Origin of the sequence: Bacillus cereus group sp. N12, assembly GCF_016483575.1 — a bacterium.
GTDB lineage: Bacteria > Bacillota > Bacilli > Bacillales > Bacillaceae_G > Bacillus_A > Bacillus_A toyonensis.
Map to the genome: position 1 here is coordinate 24,637 of NZ_JAEHBO010000004.1, position 21,398 is coordinate 46,034.

The following is a 21,398-nucleotide window of genomic DNA, read 5'->3' on the forward strand; positions in this document are numbered from 1 at the left end:
ACCTTCACCCCCGGTAATTTGTATCGAGCATGCTACGCAGCTTTTTCGCAAAGCCTTCATCTAACACAGCTACAACGACTCGCTCATCTCTCCCAATCGCATGCCCTAATTGTTGTCGATTTTCGACCTTTCTCATTGGTACGTTGTAATACGTCGTTTTATCCGTCATGCGTTTTGTTGTATTCACTGACGCATCTTCAGATAGCAACACAAGCTTTGCTTTGCCACTTCGTACTTCTTTTAAAACAAGTTCTTCACCCGAAATAATTTTCCGAGCCCGGTTTGCTAGTCCTAAAAACGATTTCCAATCGGACACTTATTTCGACTCCTTCTCAACAAGCTCAAGAAGCTCTTCGTATAGAGAACCGTCGATTTTCGCTTTTAGATGATGTTCCAAAACATTTTTCTTTTGAGCTTGAAGAATACTTTCTTTATCTTTCGATAAATAAGCACCTCGTCCTGATTTCTTTCCAGTTAAATCAATGGACACTTCTCCCTCTTTGGAACGAACAATGCGAACGAGCTCTCGTTTTGATTTCATTTCTTGCGTTGCAACACATTTTCGTAACGGAACTTTTCGATTGCTCATACTCAACACCTCTATTCGATTTCGTCTTCAACTGAATCGAATCCGAATGCGATTACGCTATCTTCTTCTGTTACAATACCTAGTTGTTTCGCATCAGACTCACTCTTAATATCAATTTTCCAACCTGTTAATTTAGCTGCAAGACGCGCGTTTTGTCCACGCTTACCGATAGCTAATGAAAGTTGGTGGTCTGGAACAACAACAGTTGTTGCTTTTTCTTCTTCATCTACAAGTACTTTAACAACTTGTGATGGGCTTAAAGCATTTGCAACATATTCTACTGGATCATTTGACCAGCGAACGATGTCAATCTTTTCACCTTTTAATTCATCTACAATGCGTTGTACACGTTGTCCTTTCGGTCCTACACAAGAGCCTACTGGATCAACATCAATGTTCTCTGCATGTACAGAAATTTTAGAACGATCGCCTGCTTCACGTGCCACAGAACGAATTTCAACAGTTCCATCATAAATCTCAGGAACTTCCATTTCGAATAAACGTTTTAAAAGACCAGGATGTGTACGTGATACGTAAATTTGTGGTCCCTTCGTTGTTTTTTCTACTTTCGTAATGAATACGCGAATGCGATCATGTGGTTTGTATTGTTCGTTTGGCATTTGCTCACTTACAGGTAATAAAGCTTCTACTTTCCCTAAGCTTACATAGATGAAACGAGCATCTTGACGTTGTACAATACCAACCATGATGTCTTCTTCACGGTCACTAAACTCCGAGTAAATAACACCACGCTCTGCTTCACGCACTCGTTGTGTTACAACCTGTTTTGCAGTTTGTGCTGCAATGCGGCCGAAATCTTTTGGTGTTACTTCAATTTCTAGTACGTCACCATCTTGATAGTTTGGATTAATTTGTCTTGCTTCTTCAACAGAAATTTCAAGACGTGGATCAAACACATTATCAACAACGTCTTTACGTGCTAAAACTTGAATTGTTCCCACTTCTGGGTTAAAGCTCACACGAACGTTTTGTGCTTGGTTAAAATTGCGTTTATAAGCAGAGATTAATGCTGCTTCAATCGCATCAATAATAATATCTTTGCTAATTCCTTTTTCTGACTCTAATACGAGCAAGGCATCTAACAACTCAGTGCTCATGAAGATCCCCCTTCTAACTAAAACGTAACAGCAAGTCGCGCATTTGCAACTTTATCCATTGGAATTTGGATTTCTTTTTTACGTGTTTTAATTGTTAATAATAGTGTAATTGTAGTACCATCGTAGGAAAGTAGCTTTCCTTCAAACATTTTTTCACCATCAATCGGCTCATATGTTTTAATTGCCACTTGTTTTCCTACCGCTTGCTGGAAGTCTTTCTCTTTCTTTAATGGGCGTTCTGCTCCAGGAGATGATACATCCAAAAAGTAAAGATGAGGAATTGGATCCTCTTTATCTAAAGCTTCGCTTAAACGTTCACTTACCGCACCGCATTCTTCAATGTCGACTCCCTTTTCAGAATCGATGAATACGCGTAAGAACCAGTCCTGTCCTTCTTTCACATACTCTACATCTACAAGTTCAAGATTTAACTCTTCAACGATCGGCTGCGCAAATGCTTCTACAACTTCTGTGACTTTCTTATCCATAAACAGCCTCCTTCCTGCCGCCATGTACCATTTACAAGAAAAGATTCCGTCCATAAAAACGGTCTATCTTATTCTTTCTCGTTAGCTAACAAAAGCCCCTGCCGTTAAGCAGGGAATATCTGTCTTAGTATTACCAAATTTAAGAAGTAAAACTTGTAACAAAATATGTATATACGACAGAAATTTCTTACCTCTCTACATCAATAAAACGTAGATAGTAACACGAAAGAGTGGGTTTCCCCACTCTTTTTTTCACACAATATACATGACATGGTTATCTCGGTTAATAGTATACCATAGCAAATACTGATTTGCAAAGACTTTTCCTACCTGCTAGAACAGTGATAATTGGTTTTGATCAGGTAGATCACCTAAGCAACCTTGACTATCTAAATACTCAATAATCGTTTTAGAAACCTTACTGCGCTGCTGTAAATCTTCTTTTGATAAGAAATCTCCATTTTTACGAGCTTCTACGATACTTAAAGCTGCGTTTGTACCAAGACCAGGCACCGCATTAAATGGAGGAATTAATGAGTCTCCATCAATAATGAATTCTGTTGCATGCGAGCGATATAAATCAACCTTTTGGAATGAGTATCCACGCTCACACATTTCAAGTGTCATTTCTAGTACCGTTAATAAACTCTTCTCTTTCGGCGCTGCATCTAATCCTTTTTGCGCAATTTCATCAATCTTTACACGTATTGATGCTGAACCTTTTGCCATCGCCTCTACATCAAAGTCATCTGCACGAACCGTAAAGTATGCCGCATAGAATAAAAGTGCAAAATGTACTTTAAAATATGCGATACGTACAGCCATAAGTACGTAAGCAGCCGCATGGGCTTTAGGGAACATGTATTTAATCTTCTTACATGAATCAATATACCAACCTGGTACATTATTACTTTTCATGTCCTCTTCCCATTCTTCCGGTACACCTTTACCTTTACGAACCGACTCCATAATTTTGAAGGCTAGTGATGGATCTAAACCTTGATAGATTAAATATACCATGATGTCATCACGACAACCGATAACTTCACTCAGCGTACATGTACCGTTATAAATTAACTCGTTTGCATTACCGAGCCATACGTCCGTACCATGTGATAGTCCAGAGATTTGGACTAACTCTGAGAATGTCGTTGGTTTTGTCTCTTCTAACATTTGTCTTACGAATTTCGTACCGAATTCCGGTATACCAAGTGTACCTGTTTTACAGTTAATTTGTTCTTCCGTTACTCCTAATGATTCCGGACCTGAGAAAATTTTCATTACTTCCGGATCATCTGTTGGGATTGTTTTCGGATCAATACCACTTAAATCTTGTAACATACGAATAACTGTCGGATCATCGTGTCCTAGTATATCAAGTTTCAATAAATTATCATGAATTGAGTGGAAATCAAAGTGTGTCGTTCTCCACTCAGCCCCTATTGAATCTGCCGGATACTGTATTGGTGAGAAATCAAAGATGTCCATGTAATCTGGCACAACGATAATACCACCTGGATGCTGTCCAGTTGTACGTTTTACACCGGTACACCCTGCTACTAAGCGGTCAATTTCTGCATTTCGTATCGTTAAATTATGATCATTTGCATAACCTTTTACATATCCATAAGCCGTTTTTTCTGCAACTGTACCAATCGTTCCTGCACGATATACATAATCTTCACCGAACAGTATTTTCGTATAGTTATGGGCACGTGGTTGGTATTCGCCGGAGAAGTTCAAATCGATATCGGGTACCTTATCTCCTTTAAATCCAAGGAACGTTTCGAACGGAATATCATGTCCATCTTTTACATATGAAACATTACATGTTGGACATTCTTTATCTGGTAAATCAAAACCAGAACCTACCGAGCCGTCATTAAAGAATTCTGATTGCTTACACTTCGGACATACATAATGTGGTGGTAATGGATTTACTTCTGTAATTTCCATCATCGTTGCAACGAATGATGAACCTACAGATCCACGCGAACCTACTAAATATCCGTCTACTAACGATTTTTTCACCAGCTTATGTGAAATTAAATAAATTACAGCAAATCCATGTCCGATAATACTTTTTAATTCTTTTTCCAATCGGGCTTCTACGATTTCTGGTAGCTCTTCCCCATAAATGCTACGCGCCATTTTATAACTCATATCACGCGTTTCATCATCAGCACCTTCAATTTTCGGTGTGTATAAATCATCTTTTACTGGATGAACATCACCAATTAATGACGCAACCTTTTGTGTATTCGTTACTACAATTTCTTTCGCTTTGTCTTCACCTAAAAATGAAAAACACTCTAACATCTCATCTGTTGTACGGAAATGTACCGGCGGTAATGAATGTCGATTTAACGGATTTGCTCCGCCCTGCGAACTCACTAAAATTTTACGATACATAGCATCCTCTTGATCTAAATAATGCACGTTCCCTGTAGCGACAACCGGTTTATCTAACGTCTCACCCAGTTTTACTAAGTTAGAAATAATTGTTTTTAATTGTCCTTCATCTCGAACAAGTTCACGTTCTACTAAATGACGTAACACCTCTGGAGGCATTACTTCAATGTAATCATAGAATTGCGCAATTTCTTCTACTTCTTCAGGTGCTTTTTGCATCATTGCCTCAAACACTTCACCTTTATCACAAGCCGTTCCTACTAAAATTCCTTCACGATATTTTTTTAATAGTGACCTTGGTACACGTGGCACACGGTAAAAATAATTCAGGTGAGAATATGAAACAAGTTTATATAAATTTTTCAATCCAACATCTGATGTAGCAAGTAATGTCATATGACTTGGACGCCCACGTTTATACGCATCCCCTTGTCCCATACTATCATTTAATTGATCATGATATTCAAATCCCTTTTCAATTACATCTTTTAGCATTTTCACAAGTAAGTATCCCGTTGCTTCAGTATCATAAATCGCACGGTGATGTTGCGTTAATTCAATATCAAGCTTTTTACACATCGTATTTAATCGATGGTTTTTCATTTCCGGGAATAAGAACCGCGCAAGTTCTAACGTATCAATAACAGGGTTATTCGTTTTTGCTAGCCCTGCCTTTTTAAAACCTACGTTAATAAAGCCCATATCAAAGCTTGCGTTATGAGCAACAAGTGTATGGTCACCCATCCATTCCTCAAACTTTTTAAACACTTCGTCCACTTCTGGTGCATCAGTTAACATATCATCTGTAATACCTGTTAATTCAATAATCGTCGCAGATAATGGTTGATGCGGATTTGCGAAAGATTCAAAACGATCAATGATTTCGCCACCTTTTATCTTTACGGCAGCTAACTCAATGACTGTATCGTATACAGCTGATAAACCTGTCGTCTCAACGTCGAAAACAACATACGTTTCCTCTGCAAGTAAACGATGCGCTTCGTTATATGCGATCGGTACACCATCATTAACTAAATTTGCCTCTACACCGTATATAACTTTAACCCCAGCCTTTTTACCCGCAGAGTATGCTTCCGGGAAAGACTGAGCAACAGCATGGTCTGTAACTGCAATAGCCTCATGTCCCCATTTACCAGCTTGAGCAACAAGCCTAGAGACAGGCGTAACAGCGTCCATTTGACTCATTGGGGTATGAAGGTGAAGCTCTACACGTTTTTCACCTTCTGGCGCCTTATCTTTACGAGATGGTCCTGTTATTTCATTAATATCGTTTGCAATCATTACTAAATCTCGAACGAATGTATCATTTTGAACAGAACCACGTGCTTTCACCCACATTCCTTTTCTCAAGGATTGCAGCATTGGAATATCTTCTTTGTCACGCGAAAACATTTTGATCATAATAGAATCCGTATAGTCCGTTATTTTTAAAGTTAATAACGTACGCCCACTACGAAGCTCTTTTGTTTCTACATGGAATACATACCCTTGAACCGTTTTTCTTCGTTCTTCATCTTGAATTTCTCGCATCGGTGTAATCTCTTCATCTGGTTTAATAAGATATCCGAGTACAACCGGTCCTTCATGCACAACGCTACTTTCTTCAGCTTGCTTCTTCGCCATTTCTTCCATAGCTTGTATTACACGCTCACGGTCTTCTTGCTGAGTTTGCTCACGAAACTTTTGCATTTCTTCTGCATTTTGCTTTATATGTGTGTCTAACTGAAAACGTGGGAATCCAAAAGCTTCGTATTGATCACCTACTGGTTTCGTAACATTTTTCTTTAAAGCAGTAGATTCTAACTCGTTATTCACATTTATTAACAACTTCACTCCATTTACCTGAGGTAGTTGCTTCTTTAAGTAAGCAAACATAGGTGAAAATGTAATTCGCTCCGTACAAAGCGGCCAATATGCCTTCACTTCTTCTTCTGTAAATTGTTTATTCTCTGCTTGTAATGCAAATGTTGTTCTTGCAATATGAGAAAATGATTGCTTAAGCTTCACTTCTAGCAATTCATATAATTCTGTCGGCAAAATACGTGGCACTTGTAAGTCAAAATGCCAACCTTTATTCGCTTTATCAATAACTAGCTTTTCAATACCACCGCCCTGTAAATATTGATTTATAAGGTCTTCTGGTATTTGCAACTGCTGGAGCAAAATTTGAAATCGCTCTTGTTGTTCATTTGTTAATGACATAAGCACTCTCCTTCCATTTGCTATTATAAATTGAAACGTACTACAAAGAAAGATGTCTCCCTTCTTCTTTTACAAAATACGTTTACAAAGAAAGAGAAGGTACCTCATTACGAGGTACCTCTTCTTATTTTAAAATATTAGCAATATATGTTTGAAGTTCTTCTACTTTCACTTCTTCAGACTCGCCTGTAGCACGTACTTTCACTTCTACAATACCTTCATCTGCTTTTTTACCAACCGTAACGCGAACTGGAAGGCCAAATAAATCTGCATCTGCAAATTTAACACCTGCACGTTCTGCACGATCATCTAGTAATACTTCATATCCTTGCTCTTGTAATGAGTTGTAAATATTTTCACCCATTTCACGTTGTGCATCAGATTTCATATTTACTGGAATTACATGCACATGGAACGGTGCTACAGCTTTTGGCCAAACTAAGCCGTTCTCATCATTAAACTGCTCTGCAATTGCTGCCACTGTACGAGATACACCGATACCGTAACAACCCATAATAAGTGCTTGTGTTTTCCCGTTTTCATCTAGGAATGTTGCGTTCATCGCTTCACTATAGCGAGTTCCTAATTTAAATACATGACCAACTTCAATTCCGCGTGCGAAAAGAATTGTTCCGTTTCCATCTGGAGATTGGTCTCCTTCTTGGATGAAGCGTAAATCTGTATATTGACTTACTTTAAAGTCACGTTCTGGATTTACATTTACATAATGGAACCCTTCTTCATTCGCTCCTGAACATCCGTTTACAATTGATGCTACAGCATGGTCAGCAATAATTTCGATATCACCTGTTACACCAATCGGTCCTAATGAACCAACTTCACAATTTAATAATTCTTTTACTTCTTCATGAGAAGCAAGCTCAACAACTGAAGCGCCGTATACATTTTTCACTTTTACATCGTTTACTTCATGATCACCACGAACAAGTACAACTACTAATTTCTCGTCTACTTTAAATACCATAGACTTAATACACTGTTCTGCTTCAATGTTTAAGAATGCAGATACTTCTTCAATTGCTTTTTGATCTGGCGTTGCTACTTTTTCAAGTGCCTTTTCTGCTTCGTCACTCTTCGTATACGTAGCTACAACAGGAGCCATTTCGATGTTCGCTGCATAATTGGATGTATCCGAGTATGCAATAGTATCTTCACCAACATCAGATAATACCATAAATTCATGTGTATCTTTTCCGCCCATTGCTCCAGAGTCAGCAATAACCGCACGGAAATTTAAGCCACAACGAGCAAAAATGTTAGAGTATGCTTTATATAAGCGATCATACACTTCATCTAAGCTCTCCTGCGTAGCGTGGAAAGAATAGGCATCTTTCATTAGAAACTCTCTTCCACGTAATAAACCGAAACGAGGTCTTTGTTCGTCACGGAACTTTGTTTGAATTTGGTATAGCGTTAACGGTAATTTTTTATATGATTTTACTTCATCACGTACAAGATCAGTAATTACTTCTTCATGTGTCGCTCCTAAAGCAAATTCACGAGCGTTACGATCTTTCATACGCATTAATTCAGATCCGTAAGAATACCAACGGCCTGATTCTTGCCATAATTCTGCAGCTTGCATCGCTGGCATTAATAATTCTACAGCTCCTGCGCGTTCCATTTCTTCTCGAACGATACGTTCTACTTTGTGTAGTACTTTTAAACCAAATGGTAGAAAACTATAAATACCAGAAGCATTTTGACGCATAAAACCTGCGCGAAGTAATAATTGATGACTCTTAATTTCAGCATCAGCTGGAACTTCACGTAATGTAGGACTGAATACCATACTTTGTTTCATTTATTCGCACCTCTTCATTTTACTCTTACACGCAGTAAAACCCCTCACCTCGGGTTAGGTGAGGGATTTTATTCTACGAGCTCTATTTCATTATAAGTTTCACTTTATTTTACAAGAAAAACTTACGAATGTCATTCCATGTTACAACTAACATTAGTAACATTAATAATGCAAAACCAATAAAGTGGACCATTCCTTCTTTTTGACGGTCAATCGGTTTTCCTCGTAACGCTTCGATTAAGAAGAAGAATAAACGTCCACCGTCTAAAGCAGGGACTGGTAATAGATTAAATAAACCAAGGTTTATACTTAAAACTGCCGCTAAACTTAGCACACGCGTAAATCCATAATCTACGACTTGATCTGTTAGATTATAAATTCCTACTGGACCTGACAACTCATTAATAGAAAATTGACCAGTTACTAATTTCACAAGAGACTCAAAAATTAGTTTCGTCCATTCGTACGTTTGTTCAAATCCTGATTTAATCGAACCCATCACTGTTTTCTCTACAGGAGAGTAAACACCAATTCTACCAACTTCTTCTTTACCTTCTTTATCGAGTGTTGGAGTTACTTTTACATTAAGCTGTTCATTATCACGCTTTACTTGTAACGTAATTTCTTTATTCGGGTTTTCACGTACAATGGCAACAACATCTTTCCATGTACTTGTACTTTTCCCATCAATTGCTTGAATTGTATCGTTTTCTTTTAATCCAGCTTGCTGCGCTGCACTATTTTCCATTATTTTTCCGACCATTGGTTTGTCAATGGGAACCCCTTGTACAAATCCAAGAATCACAAAAATAACAAATGCTAAAATGAAGTTCATTGCAGGACCCGCAAAGATTGTTAAAGCACGTTGACCCAATTTTTTAGAGCCAAATTGCCTGTTATACGGAGCAATTTGAATTTCTTCTCCAGCAGTAATGATACGAGCCTTTTCATTCACTCGGAATGTTTGAAGCTCTTCCTCATACTCTTCATAGCCTGAAATCGTTAGATTATGCTCTAAATCGGCTTGTTCGACTTCAATAACACGAACATTTGGATATTTTTCATATCCATCAAAAACTAATTTCACAGCTTCATCTTTTTCATTTAGCACAAGGCCAACCTTTTTCCCTGGCTTTAACTCAACTGTGTCCGCATCCTCGCCAGCCATTCTTACATAGCCACCAAGGGGCAGTAATCGAATCGTATACACCGTTTCATTCTTTTCAAATGAGAATATTTTCGGACCAAAACCAATCGCAAACTCGCGGCATAAAATGCCTGCTCTTTTCGCGAAATATAGATGCCCTAGCTCATGGAAAAATACGAGTGCACCGAAAATTAATATAAAGGCAATCGCTGTATTCAATTCCATAACCACCTTTGCTAAATTTGTTCCATCACAAACCGTCTTGTGGCTGCATCAATTTCCAGAATTTCCTCTAAGCTCGGACGTGCAATGACATTGTGATGGTTCATTGCTTTTTCAATGAGGTCTTCCACTGTTAAGAAACCAATTCTCTTTTGTAAAAAAGCTTCAACAGCTACTTCATTTGCAGCGTTCATTACAGCTGGCATACTTTCACCTGTTTTCCCAGCCTCATACGCAAAACGTAGACAACGGAAACGTTCTTGGTTCATTTTTTCAAAATGCAATGTTCCCATTTCCCATAAGTTTAACTGTTTTGTATCTGAAAGAGGTAATCTATCAGGATATGTAAGCGCGTATTGAATTGGTACTCTCATATCAGGTGAGCCAAGCTGCGCCATTACACTACGATCTTCAAATTCAACCATAGAATGAATAATACTTTCTTTATGTAAAACAACATCAATTTGCTCATAAGGGATACCAAAAAGCCAATGTGCTTCAATTACTTCTAGTCCCTTATTCATCATTGTAGCAGAATCAATTGTAATTTTCGAACCCATTGACCAGTTTGGATGTCGAAGCGCATCTTCTACGGTCACATGATGCAATTCATCTCTCGTTTTATCACGGAAACTTCCACCAGAAGCCGTTATAATGAGTCGAGAAATTCTTTTTTCATTTTCACCATTCAAGCATTGAAAAATAGCTGAATGTTCACTATCTACCGGAAGTAACGAAACATTATGTTTTCGCGCCGCTTCCATTACTAGATGCCCTGCAGTTACTAACGTTTCTTTATTTGCAATTCCAATTGTTTTTTTCGCCTCAATTGCACGAAGTGTTGGTAACAACCCTACGCTACCTACAACGGCATTTACTAAAATCTCCGCATCTGGATGTAATGCTACTTCTAAAAGACCTTCACTACCATACACAACTTTTGTATTACCAGAAACAGCTTGTAATTTTATAACATCTTCTGCTCTTTGCACAGAAACGATTTGCGGAGAGAATTCTTGAATTACTTTTACTGCGTAGTCAATATTTTTCCCTACAGAAAAAGCAACGAGACGGAATTGGTCTGGGTGCGAGCGTAACACATCTAAAGTTTGTGTACCAATTGATCCGCTTGCACCTAATAAACTAATGTTTTTCATGACTCCAACCCCTCGTTCATTTATTAATTGTATTGCAATAAGAAGTAGAGAATTGGTAACACAAATAACCAACTATCTGTTCGATCTAATATACCACCATGTCCAGGTAAAATTGTACCTGAATCTTTTACGCCATAATGACGTTTAAATGCAGATTGTACTAAATCACCAATTTGTCCAAAAATAGAAATGATAATTGTCAGCACAATTAAAATTACTACATTCGATTCAACTGGGAAGAACACGTTGTATACAAGTGCCACAATAATTCCACAAACGATGCCACCTACTGAACCTTCAATCGTTTTATTTGGACTAATTTCTGGCCATAATTTTCTTTTTCCTAATGCTTTTCCTACGAAATATGCACCTGAATCAGTAGCCCATATAACAAATAATGCGCAAAACACATATTTAATTCCTAATATTCTCGTTTCATTCAGATATAAGAATCCCATTGCAACATATGTTGTTGCCATAAGTAAAAATGAAGCATTATCAAAAGTAAATGTATTCTTAGAAAGGACTGTATATGATAAAAGTAATAAAACAATCACAAACGTAATTTCTAATTTACCTAATCCAATCCACCTAAATAGTTCTGATGCACTACTTGGAACTAAAATAGTCCATAATAATACCGCAGCTAAAACTGTTGGTACTGAAATAAGCGTAAGCTTATTCATTCGAATTAACTCATATAAACCTATAGAAGCAAGTGCATACACTAAAACCGTAAAAGGCACGCCACCGTAAATTACGATGGGAATGAATAGCGCGGCAGCAACCACTCCAGTAATAATTCTCTGTTTCACTACCAAACCCTCTCTTTCTACACGCCTCCGAATCTGCGCCCTCTATGTTGAAAGTCTGTAATCGCACTAAGCAAATGTTCTTCCGTAAAGTCTGGCCAATACACATCCGTAAACCAAAATTCCGAATATGCAATTTGCCATAACATGAAATTACTAATACGTAGCTCTCCGCTTGTACGAATTAACAACTCTGGATCAGGTAAAGAACCCGTCATTAAGTAGGAAGAAATCATTTCTTCACTTATCTCTTCAGCACGAATTTTTCCTTCCTCACTATCTTTCATCATATGTTGCACAGCAGAAACGATTTCATCTCGACTTCCATAGTTTAACGCGAAATTGAGAATTAATCCCGTATTCTCTTGCGTATCTTCCATGGCTTTTTCCATCGCTCTGCGTGTATGCGTAGGAAGACGATCTTTTTGCCCTATTACTCGGACTTGTACGTTTTCTTCAATCAATTCTGGTAAAAATGTACCTAGAAATTCTTCTGGAAGCCTCATTAAATAGTCAACTTCCTTTTTCGGTCTTTTCCAGTTCTCAGTTGAAAAAGCATAAAGAGTTAACACTTTCACATTAAGCTTACTTGCAAATTTTGTGATTTTCTTTACAACTTGCATACCTTCATGATGTCCCGCAATACGAGGCATAGCTCTCCTCTTTGCCCATCTTCCATTACCATCCATAATGATGGCAATATGTTCTGGTATATACCCTTTTTTCACTTCTTCAACGAGATGATCAAACGATGCGTCCTTTTTACTTTTAAAAAAAGGAAAGTTTTTAAACATCATTCATACCCTCCAGCAAGCAGACATATGCCTAAAAGTGTAAAAAGACCCCCTTAAGAAGAGGGTCATATTTGCGAAGTTATCGCTATTACACTTCCATGATTTCTTTTTCTTTGTTTTTTGCGATTTCGTCAACTTTTGCAATATATTTATCTGTTTCTTTTTGGATATCTTCAGTATATCCTCTTAAATCATCTTCCGTAATCTCGCCAGCTTTTTCAAGCTTCTTAAGATCATCGTTACCGTCACGACGTACGTTACGAACCGCAACTTTTGCTTCTTCAGCATATTTTTTCACAACTTTTACAAGATCACGACGACGCTCTTCTGTTAATGCAGGGAATGCAATACGAATTACAGTTCCGTCATTAGAAGGGTTTAAGCCTAAATCTGCTTTTAAAATTGCTTTTTCAATATCACCGATAGAAGTTTTATCATACGGTTGAATTACAAGCAAACGTGCTTCTGGAACTGTAATGTTCGCTAATTGAACAACTGGTGTTGGTGCACCATAGTAATCAACTTGTACCTTATCTAATACAGACGAGCTTGCACGACCAGCGCGAACTGTTGCTAATTCACGAGAATAAGCAGCAACTGCTTTTTCCATTTTTTCATTTGAAGACTTCAATACTTGTTGTCCCATAATTATTTCCCCCTTACGACTGTTCCGATATTTTCGCCTAAAACGGCACGTTTAATATTACCTTTTTCCATAACCGAGAATACAATTAATGGAATATCATTATCCATACATAGAGAAGAAGCTGTAGAATCCATTACACCTAAACCTTCTTTTAATACATCTAAGTAAGTAAGCGTTTCGTACTTCGTAGCAGTTGGATCAATAGATGGATCTGCACTATATACGCCATCCACATTATTTTTCGCCATTAAAATAACGTCCGCTTCGATTTCCGCTGCACGTAATGCTGCTGTCGTATCTGTAGAGAAGTATGGGTTACCAGTACCTGCGGCAAAGATAACAACACGTTTTTTCTCTAAGTGACGAATTGCTTTACGACGAATGTAAGGCTCTGCCACTTGACGCATCTCAATTGAAGTTTGAACGCGAGTTTGAATTCCAATATTCTCTAAACTATCTTGAAGAGCTAGTGAATTCATAACTGTCGCTAACATGCCCATGTAATCTGCTCCTGCACGATCCATGCCCATTTCGCTTCCAATTTTCCCACGCCAAATGTTACCGCCACCAACAACAACAGCAACCTCTACATCAAGTTCTGCAATTTCTTTCACTTGTTCCGCAACTGACTTGATAACAGCTGGGTTAATTCCAAATCCTTGCTCGCCAGCTAAAGCTTCTCCGCTCAGCTTTAAAACGACACGATTATATTTCGGTTTACTCATAATGAACCTCCAATTGCTTACATCTTTATTTTAAAAAAGGGAACACAATGTGTTCCCTAATCTGTATTAGTTGTTACCTTTTACTTGGTTCATTACTTCTTCAGCAAAGTTGTCTTCGCGTTTTTCGATACCTTCACCAACAGCGTAGCGAACGAATCCTTTTAATGTTCCGCCTTTAGACTCAACGAATTGACGAACTTTCATATCAGGGTTTTTAACGAATGCTTGGTCAAGTAAGCAAATTTCTTCGAAGAATTTGCCAAGACGGCCTTCTACCATTTTTGCAACGATTTTTTCAGGCTTGCCTTCGTTTAAAGCTTGTTGTGTTAATACTTGACGCTCATGCTCAACTTCTTCAGCTGTTACAGCATCACGGTCAATGTATTTAGGGTTAACTGCTGCAATGTGCATTGCTACATCTTTAGCAGCTGCTTCGTCAGTAGAACCTTCAAGAACTGTTAATACACCAATACGTCCACCCATGTGTAGGTAAGCGCCGAATGCATCAGCATCCGTTTTTGATACGATTTCGAAACGACGAAGTGTAAGTTTTTCACCAATTTTAGCAATTGCTTCATTGATGTGCTCTTCTACTGTTTTACCGCCTTCAATTGTTTGAGCCATAGCTTCTTCAACGTTAGCTGGTTTGTTAGCTAATAAGTGAGCAGCTAATTCTTTAATTAAAGCTTGGAAACCTTCGTTTTTCGCAACAAAATCAGTTTCAGAGTTTAATTCTAAGATTAAACCGTCGTTACCGTTTGTTTCGATGAAAGTTAAACCTTCAGCAGCGATGCGGTCAGCTTTTTTAGCAGCTTTCGCAATACCTTTTTCACGTAAGAAGTCAATTGCTTTCTCCATGTCGCCGTTTGTTTCAGTTAAAGCCTTTTTGCAGTCCATCATACCTGCGCCTGTTTTTTCACGAAGTTCTTTTACCATTTGTGCAGTGATTGCCATGTTTTTCATCCTCCTAAAATATGTATTTATACCTTTTAAAAAGGTTTTTATACCTTAAAAAAGGTGATAAAAGGCCGAACCCCTTATCACCTTTCCAAATTTGTTACGCAGTAACAGTTTCTTCACCTTGTTTTGCTTCAAGGATCGCGTCTGCCATTTTAGATGTAAGAAGTTTTACAGCACGAATTGCATCATCGTTTGCTGGGATAACGTGATCGATTTCGTCTGGATCACAGTTTGTATCAACGATACCGATGATTGGAATGTGTAATTTGCGTGCTTCAGCAACTGCAATACGCTCTTTACGAGGGTCTACTACGAATAATGCACTTGGAAGACCTTTCATATCTTTAATACCGCCTAAGAATTTCTCAAGACGCTCTAACTCTTTTTTAAGTTGAACAACTTCTTTCTTAGGAAGTACTTCGAAAGTACCATCTTCTTGCATTCTTTCGATGTCTTTAAGGCGCTTGATACGCTTTTGGATTGTTTGGAAGTTTGTTAAAGTTCCACCTAACCAACGTTGGTTAACGAAGTACATACCAGCACGAGTTGCTTCTTCTTTAATAGCTTCTTGTGCTTGTTTTTTAGTACCTACGAATAAAATGTCTCCGCCTTCAGCAGCGATGTCGCGCATCGTTCTGTAAGCTTCCTCAACTTTTTTCACAGTTTTTTGTAAGTCGATGATGTAGATACCGTTACGCTCTGTGAAAATGTAACGCTTCATTTTTGGGTTCCAACGACGTGTTTGATGTCCGAAATGAACACCAGCTTCAAGCAATTGCTTCATAGAAATTACTGACATAATATAGTTCCTCCTAAATGGTTTTTGATATCCTCCGTTTACTTCATCTCTAAGCGAAACTACAACCGTAGCACCAACACTTAAATCAGTAAACGTGTGTACTTTGTACTGACACCACTGCTTACTATATCATACTGAAATATTACAATCAAGTCGAAAATGCGAACAATGTAAAACTTTCTTTATTCACACTCGAATTCTAGTATTACCAACCTGTATTTCTTTTAAGCGAAAAAATAAAATTCAATTCATAGTTTTCCAAAGAACACGATTATGGCGCTTTTCACAAACAACATCAATCTCTTATATACAAAAAACTCTCCTCATTTGAGGAGAGTTTTTATAAATTAGTTTGTTTTTAATTTAGCAAGTTCATGTAAAAATTTGTCGTTTAATACTTTAATGTATGTTCCTTTCATACCTAAAGAACGAGACTCGATTACACCAGCACTTTCTAATTTACGTAGTGCATTTACAATCACAGAACGAGTGATTCCTACACGATCAGCAATTTTACTTGCAACAAGTAGACCTTCTGTTCCGTTTAACTCTTCGAAAATGTGCTCAATTGCTTCTAACTCACTGTAAGATAATGAGCTAATCGCCATTTGAACAACAGCTTTACTACGTGCTTCCTCTTCGATTTCTTCTGCTTTTTCACGTAAGATTTCCATACCTACTACAGTTGAACTGTATTCAGCAAGGATTAAATCATCATCTAAGAACTCTTGACCAAGACGAGCTAACACTAATGTACCTAGACGCTCACCTCCACCAACGATTGGTACGATTGTAGTTAAACCTTGACCGAATAATTCTCTATTTTCTACTGGGAATGCTGTGTAAGCACTGTTTACATCTAAGTTTGAAGATGTTTCCGTTACATTGAATAAGCTTTGCGTATATTCTTCTGGGAATTGACGCTCTGCAAGCATTTGTTTCATACGCTCGTTCTCGATTTGTTGGTGAATTGCATAACCTAGTAATTTACCACGACGACTTACTACGAATACGTTCGCTTCGATTACTTCACACATTGTGTCAGACATTTCTCTAAAGTTTACAGGCTTTCCTGCTGCGCTCTGTAATAACGCATTTAATTTTCTTGTTTTTGCTAATAATTCCATTTCAAAAGTTCCTCCTACATGTTACTCACATATTTTTTCATCACTTGGAAACTAGGGCGAGTCACCTGATGACACTATTACAAAATAAACTGGCTCACATCTTTATTTTTAGCAATTGTTGCTAATTTCTCCTCAACGTATTGAGGTGTTATCGTTATTTTCTCTAACGTAATTTCAGATGCTTCAAACGATAAATCTTCAAGGAGCTTCTCCATAATCGTATGGAGTCTTCTTGCTCCAATATTATCTGTATCCTGATTAACTTGATAAGCAATCTCAGCAATCTTACGAATAGCTTCGTCTGAAAATTCAATTTCTATACCTTCAGTCGCTAATAATGCCATATACTGTTTAATTAACGCATTGTCAGGCTCGATTAATATTTTAACAAAATCATCTGTCGATAATTTCGTTAATTCTACTCGAATCGGAAATCTCCCTTGCAATTCCGGAATTAAATCCGACGGTTTAGACATATGAAACGCTCCAGCTGCAACGAATAAAATATAATCCGTTTTTACTGATCCGTATTTTGTCGCAACATTCGATCCTTCTACAATTGGTAAAATGTCACGTTGCACACCTTCACGTGATACATCTACGCTATTCGACTGCTTACCAGCAATTTTGTCAATTTCATCGATAAAAATAATCCCGAGCTGTTCAGCACGATAAACAGCCTCTTGTGTAACTTCATCCATATCAATTAAGCGCTGTGCTTCCTCATTTGTCAAGAGTTTTCTTGCTTCTTTTACAGAAAGTTTACGTTTTTTCGTTTTTTTCGGCATAAAACTTCCTAATGCATCTTGGAAATTCATTCCCATTTGTTCCATACCAGTTCCTTGTAACATATCAAACATTGAAGACTGTTGCTCAGTCACTTCAATCGATACAATTTCATCTTCAAGAAGTCCTGCAGCAAGCTTTCTTTCCACGTCTTGACGTTTCTTTTCGATTTCAACATCTTCTTGCTCATCGGATGTTTGATTCGAATTTTGAGCACCGCCAAAAAGCATTTCTAATGGATTTTTAAATCCAGATTGCTTCTCCGGACTTGGCACTAAAATTTCAACAAGACGTTGGTTCGCTTGCTCTTCTGCTTTATCTTGAACTTTAACTACCATTTCTTCTTTCACGATGCGTACTGACGTTTCTACAAGGTCACGTACCATCGACTCTACATCTCTCCCTACATATCCAACTTCTGTGAATTTAGTAGCTTCAACCTTAATAAAAGGTGCTCCAACGAGTTTCGCCATTCGTCGTGCTACCTCTGTTTTACCAACACCTGTCGGTCCAATCATTAAAATATTTTTAGGTGCAATTTCATCACGTAAATTTTCAGCTAGTTTACTGCGACGATATCGATTTCTCAAAGCTACAGCAACCGCTTTCTTTGCATCTTTTTGACCGATGATGTATTGATCTAATTTTTCCACAATTTGGCGCGGAGTAAAATGTAAATGCATATAAAATGCCTCCCTTACGATTCTACAATTCTTCAACAATTATGTTGTGGTTCGTATAAACACAAATATCGCCTGCAATTTCTAGACTCGCTTTCGCAATCTGCTTCGCAGTTAAATGTTCACTTGCATATTGTTTTAAAGCACGACCTGCAGAAAGTGCATAATTTCCACCAGATCCAATTGCTAAAATACCATCATCCGGTTCAATTACTTCTCCTGTGCCCGAAACAAGGAGCATAGTTGTTTTATCCATGACAATGAGCATCGCTTCTAACTGACGCAGCATTTTATCCCCACGCCATTGTTTCGCCATTTCAACTGCAGCACGCTGCAAGTTCCCGTTATACTCTTCTAATTTCCCTTCAAACATTTCAAAAAGAGTAAATGCGTCCGCAACTGAACCTGCAAAACCAGCTAAAACTTTCCCTTGGAAAAGTCTACGAACTTTACGAGCTGTATGTTTCATTACAACAGCATTCCCCATCGTTACCTGGCCATCTCCAGCCATTGCACATTCTCCATTATGATGAACTGCAAATATCGTTGTAGCGTGGAAATTTCCCATAGAAAAAACTCCTTTATATGTTTTTATAGCTTTAAAAGCAATTTATGCCCGCGGGTGATGCTTCATGTAAACAGAACGCAATCTTTCTTTAGAGACATGCGTATAAATTTGTGTCGTCGACAAATTTTCATGACCTAACAGCTCCTGTACAGTACGTAAATCTGCCCCTTCATCTAACATGTGTGTAGCAAATGTATGCCTTAACATATGGGGACTTATCCGCATTGTCAATGAAGCCTTCTTAATGAGTTCGTTTAATACATAGCGCACACCACGACTTGTTAGCGGCGTACCTTTCGCATTTAAAAATACCATATGAGATTGTTCTTCAGTCTTGTTAGCTAACTGTTTTCTCCCGTTCTCCATATAAGTAATTAAAGCATCTTGTGCATAACTTCCGAACGGAATATACCTTTGTTTTTTTCCTTTTCCCATCACTAAAATTGTTCCCACTGCAAAGTCAATATCGGTAAGTTGTAGGTTGACACATTCACTCACACGGATCCCCGTCGCATACATCAACTCTAATAAAGCTTGATTCCTTTGACCTAGCGGCGTTTCCGTATCAGAAACTTCAAATAATTCCTCTAATTCTTCAGCATATAAAAACTTTGGGATTGACAATTCTTTTTTGGGGAGTGACGCAAGTGCAAACGGGTTATCTTTCCGATAACCTTCACGCATTAAAAAACGATATAAACTTCGTAAGCTTGACACTTTTCTTGCGACAGATTTACGGGCTAACTTTTCATCGTGCAACGTCGTTAAGTACAAACGAACATCCGCGTATGTAACATCTAAAAAAGAGGATATGCCTTCTCGCTCCATAAATTGCACAAAATGTTCTAAATCATTTTGATAACTTGCAATTGTATATTTTGAATAATTTCTTTCAATTTGTAAATATCCAACGAATAATTGTAACAATTTCTTCACATTCACATAACTCACCTCAATAAAGGCTACTAAATCGTATCACAACTTAGTAGCCTTTGCAAGAAATTTAACTAAATATTTACAAAATTTTGAATTGTTTCTAAAGCGCGTGTAGCATACGCTTCATTTCGTTCTGCCTTCTTTTTGATCTTCTTCTCTAACGGTGCAAATAGACCGAAGTTTGCATTCATAGGCTGGAAGTTTTTCGCATTTGTCGCAGTAATATAATTTGCCATACTTCCCATTGCAGTTACAGGTGGTAATACAACTGGCTCTTCGCCTTTTACAAGTCGAGCAGCGTTAATACCTGCTAATAACCCTGATGCCGCCGATTCAACATATCCCTCTACTCCAGTCATTTGACCAGCAAAGAATAAATCATCACGTTGTTTATATTGATACGTCGGACGAAGTAAATTAGGTGAATTAATAAACGTATTACGATGCATTACACCGTAGCGTACAATTTCTGCGTTCTCCAGTCCTGGAATTAACTGTAACACTTCTTTTTGTGGTCCCCACTTTAAATGCGTTTGGAAACCTACGATATTGTATAACGTTCCCGCTGCATCATCTTGACGTAACTGAACAACAGCATATGGCGTTTTCCCTGTTTTCGGATCTTCTAATCCAACAGGTTTCATTGGTCCAAATACTAGCGTCTGTCTTCCTCTGCTTGCCATAACTTCCACTGGCATACAACCTTCAAAGAAAATTTCCTTTTCAAATTCTTTTAAAGGTACTGTCTCAGCAGCAATTAAAGCCTCATAAAAACGATCAAATTCTTCTTCTGTCATAGGACAGTTTAAATATGCCGCTTCTCCTTTATCATAACGAGACTTTAAATATACTTTGTTCATATCAATGCTGTCTTTTTCAACGATTGGTGCTGCTGCATCGTAGAAATAGAAATAATCTTCACCTGTTAGTTCTTTTAATTGTGCAGCAAGATCAGGAGATGTAAGTGGACCTGTTGCAATAATTGTTGGTCCTTCTGGAATTTCAGTAAGCTCTTCATTCACTACAGTTACATTCGGATGATTCTTTACGTATTCAGTCACTTTAGCTGCAAACTCATGACGGTCAACTGCTAAAGCTCCTCCAGCTGGTACAGAGCACTCATCAGCTGCACGAATAATGACAGAATCCATTAAACGCATTTCTTCTTTAATAACTCCAACGGCATTTGTTAATGTGTTTGCACGTAATGAGTTACTGCACACTAATTCAGCAAACTTATCTGTGTGATGAGCTGGCGTTTGCCTTACTGGTCTCATTTCATATAATTTTACTTGGACACCACGTTTTGCAATTTGGTAAGCTGCTTCACTTCCTGCAAGACCTGCGCCAATGACGTTTACTACTTGTGTTGTCATATATATAT

The 21,398-nt window shown here is 37.9% G+C and carries 19 protein-coding genes; all 19 read right to left on the minus strand.

What is annotated here, in order from left to right:
- Nucleotides 1-4 precede the first annotated feature (4 nt).
- The 19 genes from JDS92_RS03335 to trmFO all read right to left on the minus strand — a co-directional run bounded on the left by JDS92_RS03335 (nucleotide 5) and on the right by trmFO (nucleotide 21,390).
- Nucleotides 5-316, minus strand: a complete 312-nt coding sequence (locus tag JDS92_RS03335; RefSeq protein ID WP_001286525.1) for a YlxQ family RNA-binding protein — start codon at nucleotides 314-316, stop codon at nucleotides 5-7.
- Complete coding sequence (rnpM, locus tag JDS92_RS03340; protein ID WP_000071127.1) at nucleotides 317-589, minus strand: RNase P modulator RnpM; 273 nt, start codon at nucleotides 587-589, stop codon at nucleotides 317-319. It abuts the gene before it with no gap.
- Between the two features lie 11 nt (nucleotides 590-600).
- Nucleotides 601-1,707, minus strand: a complete 1,107-nt coding sequence (nusA, locus tag JDS92_RS03345; protein WP_000102596.1) for a transcription termination factor NusA — start codon at nucleotides 1,705-1,707, stop codon at nucleotides 601-603.
- Nucleotides 1,708-1,724: 17 nt separating this feature from the next.
- Nucleotides 1,725-2,195 carry a ribosome maturation factor RimP gene (gene rimP / locus JDS92_RS03350; RefSeq protein WP_000359095.1) on the minus strand — a complete coding sequence of 157 codons (471 nt, stop codon included), beginning with the start codon at nucleotides 2,193-2,195 and terminating at the stop codon, nucleotides 1,725-1,727.
- A 333-nt stretch (nucleotides 2,196-2,528) separates the two neighbouring features.
- Nucleotides 2,529-6,830, minus strand: coding sequence for a PolC-type DNA polymerase III (locus JDS92_RS03355; RefSeq protein ID WP_000060011.1), 4,302 nt, complete (start codon nucleotides 6,828-6,830; stop codon nucleotides 2,529-2,531).
- Nucleotides 6,831-6,954: 124 nt separating this feature from the next.
- Nucleotides 6,955-8,655: a proline--tRNA ligase gene (locus JDS92_RS03360; protein ID WP_000814324.1), complete on the minus strand. Its 1,701-nt coding sequence runs from the start codon at nucleotides 8,653-8,655 to the stop codon at nucleotides 6,955-6,957.
- Nucleotides 8,656-8,764: 109 nt separating this feature from the next.
- Nucleotides 8,765-10,021 (minus strand): RIP metalloprotease RseP, encoded by a 1,257-nt coding sequence (gene rseP, locus JDS92_RS03365; RefSeq protein ID WP_001090232.1) that lies wholly within the window; start codon nucleotides 10,019-10,021, stop codon nucleotides 8,765-8,767.
- A gap of 17 nt (nucleotides 10,022-10,038) precedes the next feature.
- Nucleotides 10,039-11,181: a 1-deoxy-D-xylulose-5-phosphate reductoisomerase gene (gene dxr, locus JDS92_RS03370; protein WP_199631499.1), complete on the minus strand. Its 1,143-nt coding sequence runs from the start codon at nucleotides 11,179-11,181 to the stop codon at nucleotides 10,039-10,041.
- A gap of 23 nt (nucleotides 11,182-11,204) precedes the next feature.
- Nucleotides 11,205-11,996 (minus strand): phosphatidate cytidylyltransferase, encoded by a 792-nt coding sequence (gene cdsA / locus JDS92_RS03375; RefSeq protein ID WP_000813595.1) that lies wholly within the window; start codon nucleotides 11,994-11,996, stop codon nucleotides 11,205-11,207.
- Nucleotides 11,997-12,013: 17 nt separating this feature from the next.
- The gene (uppS, locus tag JDS92_RS03380; protein WP_000971308.1) at nucleotides 12,014-12,790 is read right to left on the minus strand and encodes an isoprenyl transferase; all 777 of its coding nucleotides are present in this window, start codon (nucleotides 12,788-12,790) and stop codon (nucleotides 12,014-12,016) included.
- Between the two features lie 85 nt (nucleotides 12,791-12,875).
- Nucleotides 12,876-13,433 carry a ribosome recycling factor gene (gene frr / locus JDS92_RS03385; protein WP_000531505.1) on the minus strand — a complete coding sequence of 186 codons (558 nt, stop codon included), beginning with the start codon at nucleotides 13,431-13,433 and terminating at the stop codon, nucleotides 12,876-12,878.
- 2 nt (nucleotides 13,434-13,435) lie between these two features.
- Entirely contained in the window at nucleotides 13,436-14,158 is a 723-nt protein-coding gene (gene pyrH / locus JDS92_RS03390) for a UMP kinase (RefSeq protein WP_000042662.1), read from the minus strand.
- Between the two features lie 66 nt (nucleotides 14,159-14,224).
- Nucleotides 14,225-15,112: a translation elongation factor Ts gene (tsf, locus tag JDS92_RS03395; RefSeq protein ID WP_001018579.1), complete on the minus strand. Its 888-nt coding sequence runs from the start codon at nucleotides 15,110-15,112 to the stop codon at nucleotides 14,225-14,227.
- Nucleotides 15,113-15,215: 103 nt separating this feature from the next.
- Nucleotides 15,216-15,917 (minus strand): 30S ribosomal protein S2, encoded by a 702-nt coding sequence (gene rpsB, locus JDS92_RS03400; RefSeq protein WP_000111485.1) that lies wholly within the window; start codon nucleotides 15,915-15,917, stop codon nucleotides 15,216-15,218.
- 347 nt (nucleotides 15,918-16,264) lie between these two features.
- Nucleotides 16,265-17,044, minus strand: coding sequence for a GTP-sensing pleiotropic transcriptional regulator CodY (gene codY, locus JDS92_RS03405; protein WP_000421291.1), 780 nt, complete (start codon nucleotides 17,042-17,044; stop codon nucleotides 16,265-16,267).
- 77 nt (nucleotides 17,045-17,121) lie between these two features.
- Nucleotides 17,122-18,513, minus strand: a complete 1,392-nt coding sequence (gene hslU, locus JDS92_RS03410; protein ID WP_000550076.1) for an ATP-dependent protease ATPase subunit HslU — start codon at nucleotides 18,511-18,513, stop codon at nucleotides 17,122-17,124.
- A 22-nt stretch (nucleotides 18,514-18,535) separates the two neighbouring features.
- The gene (gene hslV / locus JDS92_RS03415; protein ID WP_000526274.1) at nucleotides 18,536-19,078 is read right to left on the minus strand and encodes an ATP-dependent protease proteolytic subunit HslV; all 543 of its coding nucleotides are present in this window, start codon (nucleotides 19,076-19,078) and stop codon (nucleotides 18,536-18,538) included.
- 42 nt (nucleotides 19,079-19,120) lie between these two features.
- Nucleotides 19,121-20,020 (minus strand): tyrosine recombinase XerC, encoded by a 900-nt coding sequence (gene xerC / locus JDS92_RS03420; protein WP_001101240.1) that lies wholly within the window; start codon nucleotides 20,018-20,020, stop codon nucleotides 19,121-19,123.
- A gap of 65 nt (nucleotides 20,021-20,085) precedes the next feature.
- The gene (trmFO, locus tag JDS92_RS03425; protein WP_000212000.1) at nucleotides 20,086-21,390 is read right to left on the minus strand and encodes an FADH(2)-oxidizing methylenetetrahydrofolate--tRNA-(uracil(54)-C(5))-methyltransferase TrmFO; all 1,305 of its coding nucleotides are present in this window, start codon (nucleotides 21,388-21,390) and stop codon (nucleotides 20,086-20,088) included.
- Between the last annotated feature and the right edge of the window lie 8 nt (nucleotides 21,391-21,398).